The 25,771-nt window shown below is 53.3% G+C and carries 22 protein-coding genes; 7 read left to right on the top strand and 15 right to left on the bottom strand.

The genetic code is table 11. The annotated features are described in order from the left end of the window. Window positions 1-76: 76 nt before the first annotated feature. The 4 genes from pabA to ppiA all read right to left on the bottom strand — a co-directional run bounded on the left by pabA (window position 77) and on the right by ppiA (window position 2,110). Window positions 77-640: an aminodeoxychorismate synthase component 2 gene (pabA, locus tag JQN59_RS01695; RefSeq protein ID WP_048236932.1), complete on the bottom strand. Its 564-nt coding sequence runs from the start codon at window positions 638-640 to the stop codon at window positions 77-79. 31 nt (window positions 641-671) lie between these two features. Continuing rightward, window positions 672-1,274 carry a putative adenosine monophosphate-protein transferase Fic gene (locus tag JQN59_RS01690; RefSeq protein ID WP_048215420.1) on the bottom strand — a complete coding sequence of 201 codons (603 nt, stop codon included), beginning with the start codon at window positions 1,272-1,274 and terminating at the stop codon, window positions 672-674. After that, window positions 1,264-1,431 (bottom strand): YhfG family protein, encoded by a 168-nt coding sequence (locus JQN59_RS01685; protein ID WP_003827708.1) that lies wholly within the window; start codon window positions 1,429-1,431, stop codon window positions 1,264-1,266. The genes JQN59_RS01690 and JQN59_RS01685 overlap by 11 nt, the downstream gene beginning before the upstream one ends. A 106-nt stretch (window positions 1,432-1,537) precedes the next feature. Then, a complete protein-coding gene (gene ppiA, locus JQN59_RS01680; RefSeq protein WP_003023595.1) occupies window positions 1,538-2,110 on the bottom strand; it encodes a peptidylprolyl isomerase A in 573 nt (190 codons plus the stop codon). A 264-nt stretch (window positions 2,111-2,374) separates the two neighbouring features. On the opposite strand from ppiA, the gene tsgA reads away from it, so the two are divergent. The 7 genes from tsgA (at window position 2,375) to JQN59_RS01645 (ending at window position 15,693) form a co-directional block, all read left to right on the top strand. After that, on the top strand, window positions 2,375-3,556 hold the full coding sequence (gene tsgA / locus JQN59_RS01675; RefSeq protein WP_149607327.1) for an MFS transporter TsgA: 1,182 nt from the start codon (window positions 2,375-2,377) through the stop codon (window positions 3,554-3,556). Between the two features lie 271 nt (window positions 3,557-3,827). Then, window positions 3,828-6,371 (top strand): NADPH-nitrite reductase large subunit, encoded by a 2,544-nt coding sequence (gene nirB, locus JQN59_RS01670; protein WP_149607328.1) that lies wholly within the window; start codon window positions 3,828-3,830, stop codon window positions 6,369-6,371. After that, on the top strand, window positions 6,368-6,694 hold the full coding sequence (gene nirD, locus JQN59_RS01665) for a nitrite reductase small subunit NirD (RefSeq protein ID WP_003023590.1): 327 nt from the start codon (window positions 6,368-6,370) through the stop codon (window positions 6,692-6,694). The genes nirB and nirD overlap by 4 nt, the downstream gene beginning before the upstream one ends. A gap of 186 nt (window positions 6,695-6,880) precedes the next feature. After that, complete coding sequence (gene nirC / locus JQN59_RS01660; protein ID WP_008786308.1) at window positions 6,881-7,690, top strand: nitrite transporter NirC; 810 nt, start codon at window positions 6,881-6,883, stop codon at window positions 7,688-7,690. 11 nt (window positions 7,691-7,701) lie between these two features. Continuing rightward, window positions 7,702-9,075 (top strand): siroheme synthase CysG, encoded by a 1,374-nt coding sequence (cysG, locus tag JQN59_RS01655; RefSeq protein WP_149607329.1) that lies wholly within the window; start codon window positions 7,702-7,704, stop codon window positions 9,073-9,075. Window positions 9,076-9,394: 319 nt separating this feature from the next. After that, window positions 9,395-15,325 (top strand): autotransporter adhesin BigA, encoded by a 5,931-nt coding sequence (gene bigA, locus JQN59_RS01650; RefSeq protein WP_442781400.1) that lies wholly within the window; start codon window positions 9,395-9,397, stop codon window positions 15,323-15,325. A gap of 197 nt (window positions 15,326-15,522) precedes the next feature. After that, a complete protein-coding gene (locus tag JQN59_RS01645) occupies window positions 15,523-15,693 on the top strand; it encodes a YhfL family protein (protein WP_003827690.1) in 171 nt (56 codons plus the stop codon). 67 nt (window positions 15,694-15,760) lie between these two features. Here JQN59_RS01645 and JQN59_RS01640 read toward each other — a convergent pair whose 3' ends face one another. The 11 genes from JQN59_RS01640 to rpe form a co-directional block, all read right to left on the bottom strand. Further along, window positions 15,761-16,855, bottom strand: a complete 1,095-nt coding sequence (locus tag JQN59_RS01640; RefSeq protein WP_149607330.1) for an aminotransferase class I/II-fold pyridoxal phosphate-dependent enzyme — start codon at window positions 16,853-16,855, stop codon at window positions 15,761-15,763. Between the two features lie 13 nt (window positions 16,856-16,868). Next, on the bottom strand, window positions 16,869-18,173 hold the full coding sequence (locus tag JQN59_RS01635; protein WP_008786313.1) for a YhfT family protein: 1,305 nt from the start codon (window positions 18,171-18,173) through the stop codon (window positions 16,869-16,871). Window positions 18,174-18,184: 11 nt separating this feature from the next. Continuing rightward, complete coding sequence (locus JQN59_RS01630) at window positions 18,185-18,538, bottom strand: DUF2620 domain-containing protein (RefSeq protein WP_003023576.1); 354 nt, start codon at window positions 18,536-18,538, stop codon at window positions 18,185-18,187. Between the two features lie 10 nt (window positions 18,539-18,548). Beyond that, window positions 18,549-19,427, bottom strand: coding sequence for a phosphotriesterase-related protein (locus JQN59_RS01625; protein ID WP_204528158.1), 879 nt, complete (start codon window positions 19,425-19,427; stop codon window positions 18,549-18,551). Then, a complete protein-coding gene (locus JQN59_RS01620; RefSeq protein WP_048227399.1) occupies window positions 19,424-20,650 on the bottom strand; it encodes a phosphopentomutase in 1,227 nt (408 codons plus the stop codon). Before JQN59_RS01620 ends, JQN59_RS01625 begins: the two co-directional genes overlap by 4 nt. Then, the gene (locus JQN59_RS01615) at window positions 20,650-21,813 is read right to left on the bottom strand and encodes a YhfX family PLP-dependent enzyme (RefSeq protein WP_048227400.1); all 1,164 of its coding nucleotides are present in this window, start codon (window positions 21,811-21,813) and stop codon (window positions 20,650-20,652) included. The genes JQN59_RS01620 and JQN59_RS01615 overlap by 1 nt, the downstream gene beginning before the upstream one ends. Window positions 21,814-21,896: 83 nt before the next feature. After that, window positions 21,897-22,259, bottom strand: a complete 363-nt coding sequence (locus JQN59_RS01610) for a hypothetical protein (protein WP_048215411.1) — start codon at window positions 22,257-22,259, stop codon at window positions 21,897-21,899. A gap of 15 nt (window positions 22,260-22,274) precedes the next feature. Next, window positions 22,275-23,180: a GntR family transcriptional regulator YhfZ gene (gene yhfZ, locus JQN59_RS01605; protein ID WP_008786319.1), complete on the bottom strand. Its 906-nt coding sequence runs from the start codon at window positions 23,178-23,180 to the stop codon at window positions 22,275-22,277. 165 nt (window positions 23,181-23,345) lie between these two features. Continuing rightward, window positions 23,346-24,350: a tryptophan--tRNA ligase gene (gene trpS / locus JQN59_RS01600; protein ID WP_148361397.1), complete on the bottom strand. Its 1,005-nt coding sequence runs from the start codon at window positions 24,348-24,350 to the stop codon at window positions 23,346-23,348. Next, window positions 24,343-25,101 (bottom strand): phosphoglycolate phosphatase, encoded by a 759-nt coding sequence (gene gph, locus JQN59_RS01595; RefSeq protein ID WP_003837920.1) that lies wholly within the window; start codon window positions 25,099-25,101, stop codon window positions 24,343-24,345. The genes trpS and gph overlap by 8 nt, the downstream gene beginning before the upstream one ends. Further along, window positions 25,094-25,771 (bottom strand): ribulose-phosphate 3-epimerase, encoded by a 678-nt coding sequence (gene rpe / locus JQN59_RS01590; RefSeq protein ID WP_003023561.1) that lies wholly within the window; start codon window positions 25,769-25,771, stop codon window positions 25,094-25,096. The genes gph and rpe overlap by 8 nt, the downstream gene beginning before the upstream one ends.

Here is a 25,771-nt window from a genome sequence, read left to right as displayed (position 1 = left end):
ACCCTGTTAAGCAGAAACGCCAGTGAAATTATAATCACAAAATATGAATAAAAAATCACTGAATAGCAACTACAAATCAGCGATTGAGAAAATTAGCCAGCAGCTGATGCCCCTGTTCGCTGAGAATACTCTCCGGGTGAAACTGTACCCCTTCCATATCCCACTCGCGGTGACGAATGCCCATAATCTCCTGCGTTTCACTCCAGGCCGTCACCTCAAAGCACTCGGGAAGCGTCTCAGGGGCAACCACCAGAGAGTGGTAGCGCGTCACCGTTAATGGGTTAGCGAGTCCCTGAAAAACACCCTGCCCGGTATGGGTAATCGGCGAGGTTTTACCGTGCATCACTTTAGCCGCCCGAACTACGCTCGCGCCAAAGGCCTGCGCCATCGCCTGGTGGCCAAGACAAACACCCAACAAGGGGAGCTTACCGGCGAAATGACGAATAACATCCAGTGAGATACCGGCGTCATCCGGCGTGCATGGCCCAGGGGAAATCACGATTTTTTGCGGGTTCAGCGCGTCGATTTGCGCCAGCGTCAGCTCGTCGTTGCGCCGGACAAGGACATCAGCGCCCAGTTCGCAGAAGTATTGGTACAGGTTCCAGGTAAAAGAATCATAGTTATCAATAAGCAGGATCATGGCGGCTCCGGTACATAAGAACCGCGCTATTCTACTCAGTTTCCGGGGCTTCGCTTACCACTTTACGAAATATCGCCCGCAGTGCAGACAGGTCACCCATCGCCCCGCTCTGATTAGCCTGATTCCACTCCTCAACCGGAATGCCATCCCAGCTCAGCATATACCCGGCATGAATCGCTAACTGTTCGAAGAAAATACGCTGCGCCAGGCCACTGCCAATGCGAAACGGATGCAGCACATTGATTTCGCAATAATAGTGGGCAAGACGATCGACAAACTTGTCTTCCGGCAATCCCACCAGCCAGGACTCCTCTTCCAGGTCCTGCATCAGCGCATTGCCCTCTTTCTCGATATAGGCGAAGTGGCAAAAGCGAGTATCGCCCTGGTAAATATCGACTTCACGCAGGTGTCCCGCCCAGTCAAAAATATCCCGATACAGCTGGCGATGAATGGCGCACAGGTGCGGTAAGCCCCGTTTAAGCGGCCCCAATTCGATAGTCGCCGCACGCAGCGCTGTCAGTTCATAAGCAGCCTGCGCCAAACGCTGCGCCTGATGAATCCCCAGACGGTTACGCATGACATTCAGGCCCGGATATAAATACGGGTCGCGACCATCACCGAATTTATCGCTCATAGTGCCTCCTCAGCTCTTCAAGACGCGCCAGGGCGTCTTCAGCACTCAGAGTAACCCGTGGAATATCTACGCCTTCCAGCCGTCGGCTGGCCTGGAAATTGGCGTTTCGCCGTTGTTCCCACAGCCTGGACTTTTGTTTATCGGTGAGTTTTTTCACGTGACCTCCCTGAATGAGCCGACACTTGCCACAAGTATAAGCAGCAATTTCGGGTTACGCAGAGAGAGGGGTGAACGCGGGCAAGAACTACCCGCGCAAGATACGATTACGGCAGGACTTTAGCAGAAAGGATAACAATCGGTTTTGACGGGACATTCTGGTATGGACCGACATCATGGGTCTGTACCTGAGAGATCTTATCCGCGACATCCATACCTTTCACAACTTTACCGAAAACAGCGTAGCCAAAGTCGCGCTGGCCGTGATCGAGGAAAGCGTTATCTGCAATGTTGATAAAGAACTGGCTGGTCGCGCTGTCTTTATCCGCTGTACGCGCCATAGCAATCGTGCCGCGAGTGTTACGCAGTCCGTTATCGGCTTCATTCTTGATTGGCGGGTTAGGTTTCTTCTGCTGCATCTGCTCGGTAAAACCGCCGCCCTGCACCATGAAGCCTGGGATCACACGGTGGAACGTGGTGTTGTTATAGAAACCACTGTTGACATAATCGACAAAGTTTTGCACTGAAACCGGGGCTTTCTGACTGTTCAGCTCCAGCTCAATGTTACCAGCAGAGGTTGTCAGCAGAACATGTGGATCACCTTTTGCTGCCAGTGCTGCGGGAGAGAGAGCAGAAAGAGCGAGAACAGCTGCAACAGCCGCCAGAGTCGATTTGAGCATGAGAATTCCTTAACAAGAGCAGAAATGAAGCAAGTGAATTGATTCTAAAGAGCCTTCAAGGACAAGGCCATCCCTTTACTTAATTTTACGTACCTGAAACAAATGTAACCTCATGGCTGCAAGTATCAATGTGATCAAGATCACATAGAAAAATGTAACGCACCAAGTTATTACCGATAAATATTTAAATACATCACTAAAGCGCCTAAAATCTGCCCGCTCACGGCGCAGTCAATGCGCCTTACACTTCTATACAGGCCAGTCATGACTAACAGCAATCGCATCAAGCTCACATGGATTAGCTTTCTCTCCTACGCCCTGACAGGTGCGTTGGTAATTGTCACCGGGATGGTGATGGGAAACATCGCAGATTACTTCCATTTGCCCGTTTCCAGCATGAGTAACACCTTCACCTTCCTGAATGCCGGCATTCTGATCTCTATCTTTCTGAATGCATGGTTAATGGAAATCGTGCCACTGAAAACCCAGTTGCGCTTCGGCTTTATCCTGATGGCACTGGCCGTTGCCGGACTGATGTTCAGCCATAGCCTGGCCTTGTTCTCCGCCGCCATGTTTGTATTGGGCCTGGTAAGCGGTATCACCATGTCGATTGGTACGTTCCTGGTAACTCAAATGTATGAAGGTCGTCAGCGCGGTTCCCGCCTGCTGTTTACTGACTCCTTCTTCAGCATGGCCGGTATGATTTTCCCAATGGTTGCCGCGTTCCTGTTAGCGCGCAGCATCGAATGGTATTGGGTCTATGCCTGCATCGGCCTCGTATACGTCGCCATTTTCCTGCTGACCTTCGGTTGTGAATTCCCGGCACTGGGTAAACACGCTCAGCAGTCAGACGCGCCGGTAGTAAAAGAAAAATGGGGGATTGGCGTGCTGTTTCTGGCGATCGCTGCACTGTGCTACATCCTTGGTCAGCTGGGTTTTATCTCCTGGGTCCCGGAGTACGCCAAAAGTCTGGGCATGAGCCTGAACGATGCGGGTAAACTGGTCAGCGACTTCTGGATGTCTTACATGGTTGGCATGTGGGCATTTAGCTTTATTCTGCGTTTCTTCGATTTGCAGCGTATTTTGACCGTACTGGCGGGTCTGGCTACCGTCCTGATGTATCTGTTTATCACCGGTACGCCAGAGCATATGCCGTGGTTTATTATGACGCTGGGCTTCTTCTCCAGTGCGATTTATACCACCATCATTACCCTTGGATCCCAGCAGACGAAGGTCGCCTCACCCAAACTGGTTAACTTCGTTCTGACCTGCGGCACCATCGGCACCATGCTCACTTTCGTCGTCACCGGCCCTATCGTGGCACACAGCGGCCCGCAGGCGGCATTGCAAACAGCTAACGGCTTGTATGCGGTTGTATTCGTGATGTGCTTTATTCTTGGGTTTGTCACGCGCCATCGCCAGCATAACGCCCCAGCAGCGCATTAATCTCACTGCCGGATGGTATCCACATCATCCGGCACATTCTCACCCTCCTCTTCTTTCATTGGTCATGTAGGCCAATTCTTACAAAAACCCCTTAATTTGTACGCTATTTATACAAACACGAAAACCCAAATAATTCCGTCACTTATAAAAATGCTGACAAATCAGTTATATACCTCTTAAGGAGTATATAAGGGCGAATTTGATTTGTATCAATAAGCGCGGTAGCTGAATCGTTAAGGTAGGCAGTAATAGAAAAGAAATCGAGGCAAAAATGAGCAAAGTCAGACTCGCTATTATCGGTAATGGTATGGTCGGCCATCGCTTTATTGAGGATCTTCTTGATAAATCCGACGCTGCCAATTTTGATATTACCGTCTTCTGTGAAGAACCCCGCAAAGCGTACGACCGCGTACACCTGTCTTCCTACTTCTCCCACCACACCGCCGAAGAGCTTTCTCTGGTGCGTGAAGGATTCTACGAGAAGCACGGTGTTAAGGTGTTAGTGGGCGAGCGCGCAATTACCATTAACCGCCAGGAGAAGGTGATCCACTCCAGCGCAGGTCGTACGGTTTACTACGATAAGCTGATCATGGCGACGGGCTCTTACCCGTGGATCCCACCGATTAAAGGTTCGGAAACCCAGGACTGCTTCGTTTACCGTACCATCGAAGACCTCAACGCCATTGAGTCTTGCGCACGCCGCAGCAAACGCGGTGCCGTGGTCGGCGGTGGCCTGCTGGGCCTGGAAGCCGCCGGTGCGCTGAAAAGCCTCGGCGTTGAAACCCACGTGATTGAATTCGCCCCAATGCTGATGGCTGAACAGCTGGATCATATGGGTGGCGAGCAGTTACGTCGCAAAATTGAAAGCATGGGCGTGCGTGTGCACACCAGCAAAAACACCAAAGAGATCGTTCAGGAAGGCACCGAAGCGCGCAAAACCATGCGTTTTGCCGACGGTAGCGAACTGGAAGTCGATTTCATCGTCTTCTCTACCGGTATTCGTCCACGCGACAAACTGGCCACCCAGTGCGGTCTGGACGTCGCGCCACGCGGCGGGATCGTCATTAACGACACTTGCCAGACATCTGACCCGGACATCTATGCCATCGGCGAATGCGCCAGCTGGAACAACCGCGTGTATGGTCTGGTCGCTCCAGGCTATAAAATGGCGCAGGTTGCCGTTGACCATATTCTCGAAACTGAAAACGCCTTTGAAGGCGCGGACCTGAGCGCCAAGCTGAAGCTGCTCGGCGTTGACGTCGGCGGTATTGGCGACGCGCATGCGCGCACGGCGGGCGCACGTAGCTACGTCTATCTCGACGAAAGCAAAGAAGTCTACAAACGCCTGATCGTTAGCGAAGATAACAAAACCCTGCTCGGCGCGGTTCTGGTAGGCGACACCAGCGATTACGGCAATCTGCTGCAACTGGTGCTGAACGCCATCGAACTGCCGGAAAATCCGGATTCACTGATTCTGCCAGCACACGCGGGCAGCGGTAAGCCGTCTATCGGTGTCGATAAACTGCCGGACAGCGCGCAGATTTGCTCCTGTTTTGACGTCACCAAAGGCATGCTGGTTGCCGCTATCAACAAGGGCTGCCATACCGTTGCGGCGCTGAAAGCAGAAACCAAAGCCGGGACCGGCTGCGGCGGGTGTATCCCGCTGGTAACGCAGGTTCTGAACGCCGAACTGGCGAAACAGGGTATCGAAGTTAACAACAACCTGTGTGAACACTTCCCGTACTCACGTCAGGAACTGTTCCATCTCATCCGCGTAGAAGGCATCAAAACCTTCGAAGAGCTGCTGGCAAAACACGGGAAAGGTTACGGCTGTGAAGTATGTAAACCTACCGTAGGTTCCCTGCTGGCTTCCTGCTGGAATGAGTACATCCTCAAACCGCAGCACACGCCGTTGCAGGACACCAACGACAATTTCCTGGCGAACATCCAGAAAGACGGTACTTATTCCGTGATCCCGCGCTCTGCGGGTGGCGAAATTACCCCTGAAGGCCTGGTGGCTGTGGGCCGTATCGCGCGTGAATTTAACCTGTACACCAAAATTACCGGTTCTCAGCGTATCGGCTTGTTCGGCGCGCAGAAAGATGACCTGCCGGAAATCTGGCGTCAGTTGATTGAAGCCGGTTTTGAAACCGGTCACGCGTATGCCAAAGCACTGCGTATGGCGAAAACCTGCGTAGGCAGCACCTGGTGCCGTTACGGCGTCGGCGATAGCGTGGGCTTCGGCGTGGAGCTGGAAAATCGCTACAAAGGCATTCGTACCCCGCACAAAATGAAGTTCGGCGTCTCCGGCTGTACCCGTGAATGTGCGGAAGCTCAGGGTAAAGACGTGGGTATCATCGCCACTGAGAAAGGCTGGAACCTGTACGTTTGCGGTAACGGCGGGATGAAACCTCGTCATGCAGACCTGCTGGCAGCGGATATCGATCGCGAAACGCTGCTCAAGTACCTTGACCGTTTCATGATGTTCTACATCCGTACTGCCGACAAACTGACCCGTACCGCACCGTGGTTAGACAATCTGGAAGGCGGTATTGAGTATCTGAAGTCCGTCATCATCGACGACAAGTTGGGTCTGAACCAGCATCTTGAAGAAGAGATGGCCCGTCTGCGTGAAGCAGTGGTGTGTGAGTGGACAGAAACCGTTAACACCCCATCCGCGCAGGTTCGCTTCAAACACTTTATCAACAGCGAAAAACGCGATCCGAATGTCCAGGTTGTGCCTGAACGTGAACAACATCGTCCGGCCACGCCTTATGAGCGTATCCCGGTGACTCTAGTGGAGGAAAACGCATGAGCCAGTGGAAAAACATCTGCAAAATCGATGACATTCTGCCTGCAACAGGCGTCTGCGCCCTGTTAGGTAACGAGCAGGTTGCGATTTTCCGCCCGTATCACAGCGACCAGGTGTTTGCGATCAGCAACATCGACCCGTTCTTTGAGTCCAGCGTGCTTTCTCGTGGGCTGATTGCTGAACATCAGGGCGAATTGTGGGTTGCCAGCCCGCTGAAAAAACAGCGTTTTCGCTTAAGCGACGGTCTGTGCATGGAAGACGAACAGTTCTCCGTGAAACATTACGAAGCGCGAGTGAAAGACGGCACGGTGCAACTGCGCGGTTAATTAATTTTGGGAGGCGCAACGCCTCCCCTTTTTTGACGTATTTGTAGGTCTTTTATTAGTAGGCCTGATAAGCGTAGCGCCATCAGGCAATTGCACAAGCACATTGCCGGATGGCGGCATAAATGCCTTATCCGGCCTACGGTTACGATTTCTTTTTATTGTTTGTACTTCAAGGATAATCAACACATGTTCACAGACACTATCAATAAGTGTGCGGCTAACGCTGCGCGCATCGCACGCCTGTCGGCTAATAACCCGCTCGGATTCTGGATCAGTTCGGCAATGGCGGGAGCCTATGTGGGTCTCGGCATCATTCTTATTTTCACCCTCGGTAATCTGCTCGACCCGTCCGTTCGTCCTCTTGTGATGGGTGCAACCTTTGGTATCGCCTTAACGCTGGTCATTATTGCCGGTTCGGAACTGTTTACCGGTCACACCATGTTTCTGACGCTCGGCGTCAAAGCAGGCACCATCAGCCACGGTCAGATGTGGGCAATCCTGCCAAAAACCTGGCTGGGTAACCTGGTCGGTTCCGTGTTTGTCGCTCTGCTTTACAGTTGGGGTGGCGGTAGCCTGCTGCCGGTCGATACCAGCATCGTCCATTCGGTTGCTCTGGCGAAAACGACCGCGCCTGCGATGGTTTTGTTCTTTAAAGGCGCACTGTGTAACTGGTTGGTTTGTCTGGCAATCTGGATGGCAATCCGTACCGAAGGCGCGGCAAAATTCCTCGCTATCTGGTGGTGTCTGCTGGCGTTTATCGCTTCCGGCTACGAGCACTCCGTTGCCAACATGACGCTGTTTGCCCTCTCCTGGTTCGGCCATCACAGCGAAGCCTATACCCTGTCAGGAATTGGTCATAACCTGCTGTGGGTGACACTCGGTAATACTTTGTCCGGTGTCGTATTCATGGGATTAGGTTATTGGTATGCTACGCCAAAATCGGAGCGTCCGGCTCCGGCAAAAATCAATCAGCCAGAGGCTGCTGCCAATAATTAAGGGGTAATGTCGTGGATCATTTGCCTATATTTTGTCAACTACGTGACCGCGACTGCTTGATCGTCGGCGGTGGTGATGTCGCAGAACGCAAAGCGCGGTTACTGCTGGAAGCGGGCGCCCGTTTAACGGTTAATGCGCTGGCGTTTATTCCACAGTTCACCGTATGGGCAGATGAAGGCATGCTGACGCTGGTGGAGGGACCGTTCGATGAGTCCCTGCTCGACACCTGCTGGCTGGCTATTGCCGCCACCGATGACGATGCCGTCAACCAAAGCGTCAGCACCGCCGCAGAATCACGTCGTATCTTCTGCAATGTGGTCGATGCGCCAAAAGCAGCCAGTTTTATCATGCCCTCCATTATCGACCGCTCACCGCTGATGGTGGCGGTCTCCTCCGGCGGGACATCGCCAGTCCTTGCCCGTCTGCTGCGTGAAAGGCTTGAATCCGTACTGCCTCAGCATCTGGGCCAGGTCGCGCAGTATGCCGGCAAGTTGCGTTCCCGAGTGAAGCAACAGTTTGCCAGCATGGGTGAACGTCGCCGCTTCTGGGAAAAATTGTTCGTGAATGACCGCCTGGCGCAGTCGTTGGCGAACAATGACCTGAAAGCCGTCGAGGAAACCACTGAGCAAATGCTCAGCGAACCGCTGGATCACCGTGGTGAAGTGGTGCTGGTTGGCGCCGGTCCTGGCGATGCCGGCCTGCTGACGCTGAAAGGGCTACAGCAGATCCAGCAAGCGGATGTTGTGGTCTATGACCGTCTGGTTTCCGACGATATCATGAACCTTGTACGCCGCGACGCAGACCGGGTATTCGTTGGTAAACGTGCAGGCTATCACTGCGTACCGCAGGAAGAGATCAACCAGATCCTGCTGCGTGAAGCACAACAGGGCAAGCGCGTGGTACGACTGAAAGGTGGCGACCCGTTCATCTTTGGCCGCGGTGGCGAAGAGCTGGAAACGCTGTGCCATGCCGGTATTCCATTCTCTGTAGTGCCGGGTATTACCGCAGCCTCCGGTTGTTCTGCCTATTCCGGCATTCCACTGACCCATCGTGATTACGCTCAGAGCGTGCGTCTGGTTACCGGACACCTGAAAACCGGCGGAGAGCTGGACTGGGAAAACCTGGCAGCAGAGAAACAAACGCTGGTGTTCTACATGGGGCTAAACCAGGCGGCCACGATCCAGGAAAAATTGATCGAATTTGGCATGCAGCCCGATATGCCCGTCGCCCTGGTAGAAAACGGTACCTCCGTGAAACAGCGTGTCGTCAACGGGGGACTGACCCAGCTAGGTGAGTTGGCGCAACAGGTTGAAAGCCCAGCGCTAATTATTGTTGGTCGTGTGGTAGGCCTTCGCGATAAGTTGAACTGGTTCTCGAATCATTAATTGAATGCTAATAAATGCCCTGACTCTCAGGGCATTTATTTTCTCGTTTGTTATTCATGATTTATTCTCAAAGCTGAATTAAGAAAGACTAAATTCATTCATAAACAAAATATATTTACGCTCTTATTTATAAAAAACACGTAAAAAACCCTGTTTATATCCGAACAACCCATAAATTAAATTCACATCCTAAATAATACCTGACCATTGAGTAATTTGACGAAACACTGTCATTCAGTGGCAAAATAATAAATTACCTCGAAATAAATTCATGCCTTCAATGGCATGTTTTGTGCGTATTTATTTAAGGATGTCGATTATGCAAAGGAAAAAACTCATTGCTGTGGGTATTGCTCTTGCGTTGCAAACTTACTATCTCCCGGCGATAGCCGCAGATAGCAGCGACGATGACAATGATTGCCCTACTGATATATCCGTATTATCAAAAGCCGAACGTGACAAACTCTCCGCACGCTGCCTGGCAGATTATACAGAACAAGACAATCACTGGGGATGGGTCGCGGGTGGTGTCGCTGCGCTAACAGCTGGTGTAGCGATAGGTATCGATAACAATGGCGGCGGCCATTCCCACCATAATGATACTCCGGCAACCCCATCAGATAATGGCGATGTAACGCCCACACCTCCTGACGACGATGGCGGCGATGTAACGCCCACACCTCCTGACGACGATGGCGGCGATGTAACGCCCACACCTCCCGACGACGATGGCGGCGATGTAACTCCCACACCTCCCGACGACGATGGCGGCGATGTAACGCCCACACCTCCCGACGACGATGGCGGCGATGTAACACCTACACCACCTGATGATACCTCTGTTATTACCTTCAGTAACGGCGTCACCATCGATAAAGGCCTGAACACACTGACATTTGACGGCATCAAGCTGGATAGCGGCACGGACCTCGGCGGCGCCGTGTGGAATTACGTCGAACAGGACGATCGGTGGCAGATCACGTTACAAGACGGTAAAACGCTGCTGGTATCCGACTGGAAAGTAACCGACGAGAATGCCGCCGTCATTGAAGGTACGGTGCAAGGAAGCGATCTGTACTGGAAATATGACAGCCAGGGATACCTGATCGTTGCCGATGATCAAACCACCGTTGCAACGGGCGACGACGAGTCACACGTTGCCGATCGCGGGGTTGATACCCGTGGTGAAGGTAAAACCGGGGTCATCATCTCCGGCGATAGGACAAACAACGCGTTAAGCGGTGATTCCTCCGTCAGCGATGGTGCGGTCGGCATCGTCATTACCGGTGACAACACCACCAATACGATTTCAGGACAAAGCACCGTCGACGGCGCAACCGGCGCGCTGATTTCAGGTAACGGCACCACCACCCGGATTTCAGGTGGCATTGACGTCACAGGTGGCGGCACCGGCATGGTGATCGATGGCAACGAAACCACGGTGGCGAATACCGGCACCTCTAACATCAGCGGTCAAGGTTCAACCGGCTCCATCGTCAATGGCGACAACTCGCACGTTATTAACGATGGCGAACTCTATGTGGCCGACGGCGCTACCGGGGCAAAGATTACCGGTGATGATGTCCTCATCGACAACAAAGGCGATACCACCGCCAGCGGTGCAGGTTCTACCGGGCTATATATTGACGGCGACAACGCAACCATTAACAGCGAAGGGAAGCAGGATATTTCCGGCGGCGCAACGGGCATCCTGATTAACGGCAACAGCGCCACCTTCGATAATATCGGCACCACCGATGTCAACGGCGCAGGCTCTATCGGTATCAGCATCACCGGCGACAAAACGCGTATTACTAACGATGGTGAGCTAAACGTTACCGACGGCGCGACCGGAGCCAAAATGACCGGTGACGGTGCGGTGATTGATAACACCGGCGACTCCGCGGTCACCGGCGCGGGGTCTACCGGACTGTACATCGCAGGTAATAAGGCGCTGGTTATTGGCGAAGGAGATCAAACCATTGCGCAGGGCGCAACGGGTACCGTCATTGCGGGCGATAATTCCCGAATCGCGAATACGGGTGATATCACCGTGGATGGTGCGGGCTCTACTGCCGCAGTCATTGATGGTAATGATAATAATCTGACCCAGGCAGGTGACATGCTGGTCACCAACGGTGCGACGGGCATCGTCACAGACGGGACGGGTAACGAAATCAAAAACACCGGTCACGCGACCGTGCGTGATGAAAGCTCCGTCGGATTTATCATCGCGGGCGAACAAAACACCTTTTACAACAAAGGGAATATCGACGTCAGCCTGAATGGTACTGGCGCCCAGGTGAGCAGCGATTCGTCACAGGCAACGCTTGATGGTGATATTAACGTTACCTCAGCGCAGGACAGCGATGGCGTATTTCGTGGCGCAACGGGTGTAAACATCAGTGGCGATAGCAACACCGTTAATATCACTGGTAATGTCAATATGAGTGCTGACTATATACAGGACTCTCTGATAGCCAGCGATACAACACTAACCGGCGTCACTGTCGGCGGTGACAACAATAATATTTCGCTTGATGGCGGGCTTAACATTGATGTTAGCGATCAGTCCGCTGTCAGCGGACAATATCTGAACGTTGTTGGCTTAAACGTGACGGGTGACGGGAACAGTGTCGCGATCGATGGCGGTATTAATGTTACTCACAGCGAATATGGCGATTTTGACACTGTGCTTATTCATGGTATTGATATCAATGGGAACAGTGAAGCCACGCTAAGCGGTCACTCCACTGTAGATACAGCAACTCTTAGCGGTGGCGATGTCGTGCTGGCTCAGGTCAAAAATGGCGGCACACTGGTTCTGGATGACAGCTCAGTTATTGATATTAATGCCAAATATGTGGATTCGATCAATTTCACCTCAAATGCCTTGCTAATGGCCGACGGGGAAAGTTCATCGATTGAAAACAACGGCAGCATCACCAGTCAGGGCGTATATACCATCATGCGCGCTGACGATGGCGCAGAAATCAGCAACAACGGCAATATCCTTATTTATGCAACGGGCAATAACGTCAGCGGCAGCGATAACCGTACAGGTATTACTCAGGCTAACGGTAACGGCTCTGTTGTTCATAACAAGGCTGGCGGGGATATCACCGTTATTTCTGACCAAACGCCAGCGTACATCTCCGGTATAGGCGTATACCCACTGAAATGGTACACCCACACCTTTTACGCCATGCTGTCCTCTGGATACGGCAGCGTTATCAATGATGAAGGCGCAACTATCCATTTGCAGGGCGCAGGTGTGTATGGCGTTAGCGCCAGCAGAGGAACAGCGATAAACGAGGGCGATATTTACCTGGATGGTTTTATCCCGACGCTGGACGATGAAAACAACATCACTGGCACCAGTTACTGGCAGCCATCATCGCTCTATCTCACCAGCTCAGGAATGGTGGCTGGCGCCACCGACGGTGGCGATGGCGACGCTACCGCTACCAACACCGGCACCATTACCGTTAATAACGCCGGGTTCGGCATGATGGCGCTTAATGGCGGCACCGCGATTAACCAGGGTGTGATCACCCTGACCGCCGATGAGGGCGTGACCGGCCAGGCAAACGAGCTGGTCGGGATGGCGGCGCTCAACGGTGGCGTCGTGATTAACGACACGACTGGCACCATCAATATTGATGCTGATTACGGCCAGGCGTTCCTGAGCGACAGTACCAGTTACATCATCAACAACGGCGCCATCAATCTCAACGGCAGCCCGATGGATGACGCCGATTCCCATATGGGCAGTACGCCAACGGACAAAATCTGGATCCAGTCCCTGCCCGGCAGCGGCGACAGCGACACCCAGACCTCTGATGCGGGTTTCTTCACCAACGGCACGCTGGCGAACTACGGCAATGAAACGCTGAACGGCGATGTGGACGTTAACGGGGGCTGGCTGTACAACGAGACGGGGGCCTCGCTCACCGTCAACGGTACCCTGACGATTAACGGCGGGGCTAACGCGCTGGCCAACTACGGGACGCTGGACGCGAACGCTATTTCCACCTGGCACAGCCTCTTCAATGAAGCGGGCGGCAGCATCACCACCGATCTGTTAACCCTTAACGGCGACGTCACTTTTTATAATGACGGCGATTTCACCGGCTCCATCGCGGGCACCAGCTACCAGCAGGAAATCGTCAATACTGGCGATATGACGGTGTCGGAAGATGGCAAATCGTTGGTCAGCGGCAGCTTCTATTTCTATAACGAAGAGGGCGCAACACTTACCAACAGCGGCAGCGCGGTGGAAGGCGGCGAGAACACTATCATCAACCTGACGCGCGCCAACGATTCGCTGACTCAGGTGAACAGCGGCACCATTACCGCCACCAACGGTTACAGCGCCATCACCACGGTCAACGGCAGCAACAGTCCCAAATGGATCTGGAACACCGAAACCGGCGTGATTAACGGTATTAACCCGGATGCGCCGCTAATCAATCTGGGCCGCGGCTATAACTTCGGCAACCAGGGCACTATCAACGTGCAGGGCGATAACGCCGTAGCGATTAGCGGCGGCACCAGCAGCTATGTAATCAACCTGGTCAACAGCGGCACCATCAACGTCGGTACCGAGCAGGGCAAGGAGGACGGCACCAACGGCACCGGGCTTATCGGCATCAAAGGCAACGGTAATGCCACCACCATTAACAACACCGCAGACGGCGTGATCAACGTTTACGCGGATGACTCGTATGCGTTTGGCGGCCAGACCAAAGCCATCATTAACAACGGTGAAATCAACCTGCTGTGCGACAGCGGCTGCGACATCTACGCTCCGGGCACCACCGGTACGCTGAATGACCACAACGGTACGGCAGACATCGTTATCCCAGATGCGGCTACCGCCCCAACCGAGGGCAGCATCCCCACGCCGCCAGCGGATCCAAACGCGCCGCAGCAGCTCTCCAACTATATTGTCGGCACCAACGTCGATGGCAGTTCCGGTACGCTGAAAGCCAATAATCTGGTGATTGGCGACAACGTGAAGGTGGATACCGGTTTTACCAGCGGCACGGCGGAGACCACCGTGGTGGTGGATAACGCCTTCACCGGCAGCAATATCCAGGGTGCGGACAACATCACATCCACCAGCGTAGTGTGGAACGCACAGGGTAGCCAGGACAGCGACGGCAACGTTGACGTCACCATGACCAAAAACGCCTATGCCGATGTGGCGACCGATGGTTCTGTCAGTGACGTGGCGCAGGCGCTCGACGCCGGTTACACCAACAACGAGCTGTACACCAGCCTTAACGTAAGCACCACCGCTGAGCTGAACAGCGCTCTGAAACAGGTAAGCGGCAGTCAGGCTATCACCGCGTTCCGTGAAGCCCGCGTGCTAAGCAACCGCTTTACCATGCTGGCCGATGCCGCGCCGCAAATTAAAGATGGCCTGGCGTTCAACGTCGTAGCGAAAGGCGACCCACGCGCTGAATTGGGCAACGATACCCAGTACGACATGCTGGCATTACGTCAGTCGTTGGATCTCACCGCCAGCCAGAATCTGACGCTGGAGTACGGTATCGCACGTCTGGACGGTGACGGTTCGAAGACCGCGGGCGATAACGGTCTGACCGGTGGCTACAGCCAGTTCTTTGGTCTGAAGCACAGCATGGCGTTTAATGAAGGTCTGGCGTGGAACAACAACCTGCGTTATGACGTGCACAATCTCGACAGCAGCCGTTCTGTCTCTTATGGCGACACCAACAAGGTGGCGGATTCCAACGCACGTCAGCAGTATCTTGAGTTCCGCAGCGAAGGGGCGAAAACCTTCACCATGCTCAACGATACGTTGAAAGTCACGCCGTACGCCGGGGTGAAATTCCGTCATACGCTGGAAGGCGGCTACAAAGAGCGTAGCGCGGGGGACTTTAACCTGTCGATGAACGCTGGCAGCGAAACCGCCGTAGATTCCATTGTCGGAATGAAGTTCGACTATACCGGTGAAAATGGCTGGAGCGCCAGCGCCACACTGGAAGGCGGTCCGAACCTGAGCTACAGCAAAAGCCAGCGTACTGCGTCACTGCAAGGTGCCGCAGGCCAGTCCTTTGGCGTAGACGACGACCAAAAAGGCGGAGGCATCAACGGTCTGGCGACGGTCGGTGTGAAATACAGCGCCAAAGACGCCAGTCTGAATCTGGACGCTTACCAGTGGAAAGAGGACAACATCAACGATAAAGGCTTTATGTTGAATTTCAGAAAAACATTTCGTTAATTAATTAAACCTAGCAGCCTGGTATTATTTATTAATACCAGGCTTTTTTATTTAAATTAAATTCACTAATCGTATGTTTTATATATAAAGCGACATGTCCTTTTCTGGACTACTTAAAGTTTATGTTAGTTGATATCTTATCCGGCGAAAAATGGACTTCATCCATTTAGAAATAGATATCTAACAAGGATTTTGACATGCTGAAATTTGCAAAAATCACCTTAGTTGCTGGTGTTCTGGCTACGCTGACCGCGTGTACTGGTCATATCGAAAACACAAAAAATAACTGCAGCTACGATTACTTCCTGCATCCAGCAATTTCGATTTCTAAAATTATTGGTGGCTGTGGTCCGGCTGCAAATCAGTAATAAAAGCGATTGCGCAGATACAAAAAACCGGGAATATCCCGGTTTTTTGCATTTATAGATTCGATGCTCATTCACATGTTATCGCACTCACACTCTCGCGTAAAATACGCAGCACCGTTTCTTCTCCACTTCGGTTTGGATTGATTCGAATCGCATAATCGCCCAGCGACGGATTTGCTTCGCGAAACGTCCCCGAAAGACGATATAACAGTGGAGGGATCTCATACTTCGACTCTGCTCCCACCGGGTATGGCAGCGCACCTCTCTCTTGTGCCGCTTTCAGCACACGAGCGGCAATCGGCTGGTGAAACTCCACGATCAGCACCTTCGACTGAGCATTGGCAATGACGGCTTTTTTCACCTCGGGCAGCACTCCGCTATTGAGCATTGTCAGCAACCGTTCGGAAACGCCAGCCTGTACCGCATGCATCACCGGAGCGAAAACCAGGCCGCGGAGCACCTCCAGCGCCTGCGCGCCCTGAATCTGGCTGCCACCGGAATAAAGCGTCGCACGGATTTTAGCGATAGCCTCCGCCTTGCCGACCACCGCCCCTACTCCCTCCGGACCAAAGAGCTTGAAGCAGGAAAAGGTAGACAGCGTCGCCCCACATTCACAGCCGATGCCGTCAACTTTCATCACCGCGTAGTTATCGTCGGTTAACGTCGGCACGCCGCACTTTGTTATTTCCACCAACACCTCGGCTAACACGTAACGATCCTGCGGTTGCTGACGCGTATGCTGCACCAGTGCGGCGTCAGGACGATGCTGCGTAATCGCCTGCGTGATTGTCGGGAGGCAGTTGAAATCCGCCCTGACCAGGGTAATACCCATCTGCTCAATAAGTACCTGCGTTGTGGGATACACAGGCGCATCATGAACCAGCAGACGCTGGCCGGGTTTGAGCAGCGCAGCCAGCCCGGCGCGAATAGCCCCGGTGCCCGCCCCCTGAACCAGCGCTGCGGCCTCAGCATGAAATGCCTCGGCCAGCACCTTTTCCACACGTTGCGTCACCCGAGGCTGATTTAGCCCCGGAGCCAATCCCAAATCACCTCCGGCCAGAAAATCAGCGCCAGGAAAGTGACGGCAAATCGTATCCACCAGCGCAAACTGCTTTTGCTGTGCTTGCGTGAGCGTCAGGCTTTGCAGAGGAAACGTCTTCATGTTTTACGCCTCCTCAGGCCGGAACAAACAGACCAAACCAGTAGAGAATATTCAGTACAATACCGGTGATCATCACCGCCACCACCGGCGCAGCCATCTTCTGTACCGGACGTCCAATCGATTCATTGAGGAAGTAGATCGCTACCGCAATTGAGAAACCGGTGTAGCCTGCCATCTTGATGGCGGCAAAAATCGAACCGATCAACAGTGCCATTTCCATCAGCATATTCATCGCATTACGAATATTGTCCGATGCGTTACGTACTGATGGATAACGCCCCAGCCATTTGCCAATAGAGCGCAGCAGCAGCACTTCCGCTGAAATCACGATAGCGCCAAGGATTGCCGCAATCCACGGATTCGGTGCCAGGTAGCCAACGGAATAAACGAAGGTGAAACCCGCTACCGCGTAAACGCCCGTCGCCAGTGCGGTTGTCGCAATCATCGGTACAAAGCCCAGCCCGCGCATAAACTCCGCCAACGCCGCCTGGTTAACCAGCGTCTGCGACTGCTCCGGCGTAATCCCTGCCGAATAGGCTTTTTCCAGCGTAAAAATTGAGACCTCACTGCCAGCAAAAATTTTCATACTGGCAACGGCGGCAATCAGCGCGCCGACGATGGCAATATACGGCAGGTTTTTAATAATCCGCGAAGTTCGTTCTTCAAAGACCGATAGCCCGCTGGCATCCATCTCCTCATCACCGCGGTGGCGAATATCATGCGTAATGGCGATCGCCAGCAGCATCATCATCCCCACAAAAATCTCAATCGATTCTGGGTTCAGATGCGGGAAGTAACGCACCACCACCACGCGAGTCATCAGTACTACCACCGCCGCGATAATGCTGTGCTTCCAGCCAAACTGGTAGAAAATCGCCACCAGCGGGAAGAGTGCGAATGCGGAAACCACTGGAGAACTCAGTTCACCGAGGCTACCCAGAACATCAACCGGCAGCGCCGTGAGCAAATGGTTCACCGGCAGCAGGCAGGTCAGAATCAATACGCCCCAGATAGCGCCCAGACCGAACGCCAGCAGGCTGTTCATCGCCAGCACGCCGAGAATATCCGTCGGCAGGAACAGCAACCAGGCGTTGAGCAAGCCGGTTTTCAGGGTAAAGGAGATCCCCACCGACGCCACAAAGCCGATACTGAGACCAAACGCGATACTTCCCGCCTCACGGCGATTCATGTACCCCTCGATCAGCTGCGGCAGAATCGGGCGGATGCCGTCATGAAAGACGGCCGCCGAGCGGTGTGCCAGAAGTGACGTCATGCCGGTCAGGCAGGCCACCACCACAATCTGAATATACAGATCCATAGTCATGCCTTTTATTTCAGGTGGTTAACCAGCATCGGAATCGCATGTTCAACATGTTCGACGGAGAGACCAAAAGCCACTTTCCCTTCCGCAACCATTTTTGCGATATGTTCGTCTTTCGCCTTAATACCCGGCTTGGCGATAGTGCAGCTTTTGTTGTAGCCAATCACCGCGATGGCAATCGACAGCGCTGCACCCGCGCCGGTGTTACAAGCGCCGATGTAGTAATCCAGTTGTCCGGATTTCACCTTCATCGCCGCTTCCATATCGTTATGAATGGAGACTTCAAAGCAGCCCGGTGCTGCGGTTTCGATGGTCTTTTTAATCTGCTCACGCTGTAAGCCAGCAACGCCAATCTTTTTCATGATTCTGTCCTTATTGGAAAAATTGTGAGGGGTTATCACGCAACATCGTGTCCACATCGGCCTGGCTGAATCCTGACTGGCGCAACTGTGGGATAAAAGTGGTTAACAGATAGTCATAGCCATTGCCGCCATTGGCTTTTAAATGCGAGCGGCGGGTAATATCCATGGAGAGCATCACGCGATTAAGCAGCCCGCGATTACGTAGCTCATGCAGCATGCCAATGCGCTTCTCGTCCGGGTAATAGTTGTTTTTACCGATGGTATCGAATTGCACATACGCGCCGAGATCAATCATGCGTAAGATATTGTCGAGGTTATCTTTCAGGTCGCAGTGACCAACGGTTACGCGGGAAAGGTCAACGCCGTGCGCCTGTAGCAACACCAGCTGTTCCACCCCCATCGTGCTAAAAGAGGTATGGGTTGAGATGGGGCGTCCGGTTTCGATGTGTGCCCGCGCCGCGGCGATAAACACCTTCTCTTCAAGCGGCGTAATCACGCCTTCACTGGAGCCGATTTCCGCGATAATTCCGGCCTTTAATTCAGTACCATCAATACCGATGACTATCTCATCGACCATCTCCTGCGCGAGCTGTTCCACGCTGCGGGCCGCAACATGTTCAGGGAAGAACGCATCCTGGTAATAGCCTGTGCAGGCCACGACGTTGATTCCGGTCTCGCACATCAGGTCGAGCATGAATTGCGGACTACGCCCCATATAGCGGTTGGTCATCTCAATAATGTTGCTGACGCCTAACGCCCGGAGATCCTTCATTTCCTGACAAATGAGATCGTACTGATCTAACCGGCAGTCGAGGTTATTCTTGAACCCGGAGAGATCGATATGCAGATGTTCGTGGACCCAGGTGTAGCCCGTCGGATCAAAGTTCATAAAGTGTCTCCTGTAAGGCGCAATGCCGAGAGAAAAGAACAGCCATTTTGTGGTGCCGCCGCGCCGAAAAATTCACACACCGTAGCGCCAACGTCAGATAACGTCGCCCGGATGCCTAATTGCGCAGGCTCCAGCCCCTGTTGATATACCAATACCGGCACAACTTCCCGGGTATGATGGCTGTGACCAATGGTCGGATCGTTACCGTGATCGGCCATAACCACCAGGCAGTCATTTGGATCCATAGCGGCCAGAAGGCGCGAAAGATTAAGATCGACAAGCTGCAACCGCTCCGCATAACGTGCCACGTCTTCCGCGTGTCCGGCGAGGTCGGTCTCCTGAATGTTGGTACAGATAAATACCGTCGACTCAGCGTTAAATTCGTTAAGCGTGATATCCATGATCTGCTGGCTATCCACCAGGTTTTGCCAGCTGCGCCCGTGCGGATTGCCAACGATGTCCGCCACTTTACCGACCAGCACGGTAGGGATTCCGGCGTCATGCAGTTTTTGCGGTACCTGTACCTGCTCATCTACACCAAAACCCATATGCCTGACCTGGAAGCCATTTTCATAGGCGCCGGAGCGTGGGGCGTTAATACCGATAAAGCGTCCCTCTTTGGTCTCGGCTGCATCCAGAATGCGCTGGCTGTCTGCAAGCTGACCGCCAAACGCGATCACGCGCCCAACCTGAACCTGCTCACGCACCACCTGGCCTATCTTTAGCACCTCATCAAACGGGATAACGGCAAGATTGGCGGTAATGTTGTAGACCTGACCTAAATCCGCTTCGAGGTTATCGCCCACCGCAACCGCATCGTTGACCCAAAGAAACGCCAGGTCGTCGCCGCGGCGTTCCACATGCCAGCCCGCGGCTTTCAGCGCCTGTTCAACTCCATCGATGACGTCGCTAAATGGCATCCGCAGAGGAGCCTGAGGCCGCGTGCCTAAAATCTCCTGATGGCCCATAAAGGTATCTCCCCCTTCATGCTGTAGTTCTGCAACGCCCCAGACTGCAGATGCTGAAGGTTTCATCACGCCCGGCGCAAAGCCCAGAGCGTTAATCAGCCCCAACTTCTCAAGCGTTGGCAGCCGTAACTGCGGGAGTTCGCCCAGGATATGACCACAGGTATTCGCTCCGGCATCCTGCGGCCTGACCCGCGTGACGTCTTTCATTGCACCAACGCCAAAACTGTCGATTACTAACACCACGAATCGGGCCATTAGTCCTCCAGAATATTGCCGAGACTGTCGTAACGCGCGACGATTTCAGCTGCACCGTGCTGAATACCCGACACCAGCACCACGTCGCTACGCGTCACGAAGATCTGGGTGCGAAAACAGAAGATCACCGCGCTGCTCACCGGAAACTCCCCGGCAACAGGCAGGTAGTAGTCAATACTGCTGTCATCTACGGGTTTTAGCTTCGCTGCGATCGGCGAGTCACTTTCTGGCGTAAAGACCAGCGCATTTTGCGCATGGCCGCGACGGTAATAACCCCCACCGTAGCAATAACTGTCCCCGCGAAAATTGTGCGATACCTCGCTCAGCCAGAGCATCGCGATTCGTTCCGGCTGGTCGCCTTTTTGATTGGAAGGAATAGTGCCTGTCAGTGCATGACCCGGCTCGGCGTGGGTGACGCCATATTCCGCCAGCAGAGGGAGTGACGAACAGCTACTGGCTGACGGCGCGTTAAGTTGCTCAATGGCAATCCCGGCTTCCGCCAACTGACGTCGTGCATTCACCAGCGTGTGCAGATTAGGCGTCGGCATCGTCTGCGCTGAGTTTTCATCCCATAACAGGCAGGGGAAATGGGTCAACCCGCTCAGGCGTAAGCCCGGCAGCCTGCGAATTTCATTGACCACATCCGTCAGATACATCAGCGGAAATCCGCTTTCCTGCCCCGGATAGAGAAAATCATCCTTGTCGTACACTTTCAGCATCACGTTCTGTTCACAGCTGGCCTTCACCGCTGCAGCTGAAACTTCACGCGCTTTCTCCAGCGAGAACAACGTGATGACCTCGGTGCCCTGCGCCACAGCATCATTGACCAGTCGCGACGGGATCTGCACCAGATGTCCCTGGTGCGCAACCGGTAACCCGGCACGACGCATCACACGACTCTCCTTGTAATCGACAACCACGATGCCTTCATAGCCAAGCTGCAACAGCTTGTCCGCCAGCCACGGGTTACGTCCTACCTGTTTGGTCATCAGATATAGCGAGATGCCATGTTGCCTCGCGACATCCAGCAGACGTTTGCCATTCTCAATAACCTGGTCAACATCAATAACCCAACTGTCAGGTGCGATCTTTCCCTGCTGCCACAACGCGATAGCTGCCGAGATAAGCTTGGGGTTCTGGCGTTTCAATGCCTCTATAAACATTTCTCTGCCTCGTTTCTAATCCTTCAGCTAAATATTCATTTTTTTGAATATTTAGGGTGCAATAGGCTAATTCTCCATGGATTTTAGACGCCTTCGTTCGCAGCCATCCACAATCCATACAAGTTCGCCAGCATGTAGCCTTCTTCATTCGCGTGCAGCGTCACCGTGAACTCTTTCAGCAACGCCTGATGTACCAGCAAAATAGTTGGCCAGAGATGAGATTGCGTCAGCTCCTCTAACAACTCACCATCCAGTGCTTCAATCACTTCGCCCTTGCGGCTACGCATTAACGCGCTCGCCATATGGGTCATCGCCATGATTCCTTGCTCATTTTGAATCGGCAAACACCACTCTTCATCCAACCGCCTGACTACTTGCAGCATGCCGCTGCAAATATCCTTGTCGATAACGCCTGCTTCGCACAGCAGGTTAAGCCTGTTTTCCATGTCGTTCGCCTTCACTTAATAACTGGGTTCCTGTTCACCGTTCGCCACACGTTGCTGGTGGGCAAGCAGCGCCTCTTTATTAACAACGGCCCGCAGTAGCTGTTGCATCGGATAATCCTCTGCCCGGGTCAGTACCACGGCCTCCGTGGCCTGAAGAAACCGCGGATCGTTGGTGAGCGGCGTGGCTTCTAATCCCAAAACTGCCAGCTCGGCCTCCGCAACTACGTTCCAGATAACCGCGTCCACATCCCCTTTCGCGATGCGCTGCAAACTCTCGTGATAGGGCATATCGATCAATTCAACGTCACGGTCGCCAAAACAGGCCTCGGTCATGATTTTCTGATCCGCCGAACGGTTATCCAGACCGACACGTTTTACTGTTGCAGATTCGCCCTTGCGACAAATCAGCTGGTGCTCGCCAACGTAGGTATGCGGCCCCAGCGCCAACGTGATACGCAATCTGTCCTGGGCAAGGTAACTTTCCGCCGCCAGACGAGAAACCACCGCCATGTCGTAGACGCCGTTTAGCAGGCATTCCACGCGAATATCAGCCCCACGCATGTGTGCGTAATAAAACGGGATCCCGTCGAACTGCGCCTTCAGCCCACTCGCCAGCCCTTCATATAAACGGGTGTAGGGCAGCGGCATCGCACAAACTACGTTATTAATATCTACATGCTTTAGCAGCGTACGGTTATCCATCTCCACCAGATAGCTACCGTTACGTCCGCGACGCTCAATACGGATCGCCCCTGAGGATTCCAGCGTTTTCAACGCGGCCTGGGTTAACCCTACCGATGAGTGACACTCGGCTGCCAGTTCATCAATAGTTTTCAGTCTGTTACCACACTTCTCACCGAGCAGGTAACGGGCCAGGGTTGTCAGCACAACCCCCTCTTTCTTGATAAATGTCCGACGCATTTTATATTTTCAGTAAATTGAATATTTATATCTTCATTAAAGTGAAGATATAACGCAATGAGGAAATATGCAAACGGCGAGGCGCTTCACATTTTTTGAGGTTCACAAACGAGCAGGCGAAAAAAAACCGGGCGTAACCCGGTTTCTTCAGTATCGCAGGGAGCATTACGGCTTGGCGACAAAACCAATCGCTTCGTAAACGGCTTTCAGCGTAACAGACGCGCGGGCGCTGGCTTTTTCTGCACCGTCTTTCATCACTTTCTGCAGGAAAGCTTCATCGTTACGGAAACGGTGATAACGTTCCTGAAGCTCGGTCAGCATACCGGAAACGGCCTCTGCGACTTCACCTTTCAGATGACCATACATTTTGCCTTCGAAGTGCTGTTCCAGCTCCGGAATGCTCTTACCGGTGACGGCGGAGAGAATATCCAACAGGTTGGAAACACCCGCTTTGTTCTGCACGTCGTAGCGTACAACTGGCGGCTCTTCAGAGTCGGTCATCGCACGTTTGATTTTCTTAACCACAGATTTCGGATCTTCCAGCAGACCGATCACGTTGTTACGGTTGTCATCCGACTTGGACATTTTCTTCGTCGGCTCCAGCAGCGACATCACGCGCGCGCCGGATTTAGGAATGAACGGCTCAGGCACTTTGAAGATGTCGCCATACAGGGCATTAAAGCGCTGGGCGATATCGCGGCTCAGTTCCAGATGCTGTTTCTGATCTTCGCCAACCGGTACCTGGTTGGTCTGATACAACAGGATGTCTGCCGCCATCAGTACCGGATAATCAAACAGACCGGCGTTGATGTTCTCCGCATAGCGCGCGGATTTGTCTTTGAACTGGGTCATACGGCTCAGTTCGCCGAAGTAGGTGTAGCAGTTCAGCGCCCAACCTAACTGTGCATGCTCCGGTACGTGAGACTGCACGAAAATGGTGCTTTTTTCAGGATCGATACCGCATGCCAGATACAGCGCCAGCGTATCGAGCGTTGCTTTACGCAGCTGCTGAGCATCCTGACGAACGGTGATGGCATGTTGGTCAACGATGCAGTAGATGCAATGGTAGTCATCCTGCATGCTCACCCACTGACGCAGCGCACCCATATAGTTGCCAATGGTCAATTCACCTGAGGGCTGTGCGCCACTAAAAACGATGGGCTTAGTCATTTTTTGATTCCTGATTTTCGCTATGCGGAAGCCCGAGAGCGGGCAGTAGTTCATTAATACGGTCGTAAATAACGTCGGGCTGGCTCAGCGCGATCGACTCGCCGTAGTTGTAGCCATAGGTCAGGCCAACGGACGGACAGCCAGCAGCTTTTGCCGCCTGAATATCATTGCGTGAATCCCCTACGAAGAGCATTTGCTCAGGCTTGATACCAAGCTTACTTGCCACCAGCAGCAGCGGATCCGGATGCGGTTTTTTATTCTGCACGTCGTCACCACCGATGACCACGCTAAAGTACTTGGCGATATCTAATGCTTCGAGCAATGGCGCGACAAACGGGGTCGGTTTGTTGGTCACCAGACCCAGCGGCAATCCTTTCGCATGTAGTGCGCCCAGCGTGTCGGCAACATCAGGGAACAGGAATGTCCCCTCTTCTGCGACATCGCCGTAGTATCTGTCGAACAGCTTACGCAAAATACGTACCTGCTCCTCGGCGGGAATATCATCATCAACGGGCGGTTTACCCATCGTTTTACGTAATGTTGCGCGCTCCTGACGGGACCACGCCAGCGCGCGCTCCATCAGTACATCTGCACCGTTACCAATCCAGGTGATAACGCGTTCTTCTCCGGCAACCGGCAGTTCCAGCGCATACAGCGCCATGTCCACCGCTGCGGCTAATCCCGGCGCGCTGTCGACCAGCGTGCCGTCGAGGTCAAATGCAGCGCCCCGAATATCCTGAAACTTATCCATGACTTACCTTCGCCAGTTCATTGCGCATTTCATCAATGACTTTTTTGTAGTCTGGTTGGTCGAAAATGGCGGAGCCTGCGACAAACATATCTGCGCCTGCTGCGGCAATTTCACCAATGTTATTCACTTTGACGCCACCGTCCACTTCGAGGCGGATATCGTAGCCAGATTCATCAATACGACGACGCACTTCGCGCAGCTTATCCAGCGTTTGTGGGATGAAGGACTGTCCGCCAAAGCCTGGGTTAACGGACATTAGCAGGATCACATCGAGCTTATCCATGACGTAGTCCAGATAACTCAGTGGTGTTGCCGGGTTGAATACCAGGCCCGCTTTACAGCCATGCTCTTTGATCAGCTGTAAAGTGCGATCGACATGCTCGGAGGCTTCCGGATGAAAAGTAATGATGCTGGCGCCAGCGGCGGCGAAGTCCGGGACAATCCGATCGACCGGTTTCACCATCAGGTGAACATCAATCGGGGCGGTGATGCCATATTTACGCAGCGATTTCAGTACCATCGGTCCGATGGTCAGGTTCGGTACGTAGTGATTGTCCATGACGTCGAAGTGCACGACATCGGCACCGGCAGTCAGCGCTCTCGCGGTGTCCTCACCCAGGCGGGCAAAATCAGCCGACAGAATTGAGGGGGCGATCAAATACTGTTTCAT

This window comes from Citrobacter sp. B72 (assembly GCF_016894305.1).
Lineage (GTDB): Bacteria > Pseudomonadota > Gammaproteobacteria > Enterobacterales > Enterobacteriaceae > Citrobacter > Citrobacter portucalensis.
Note: the sequence above shows the minus strand (reverse complement) of the source record. Positions and strands in the feature narration are given on the sequence as shown.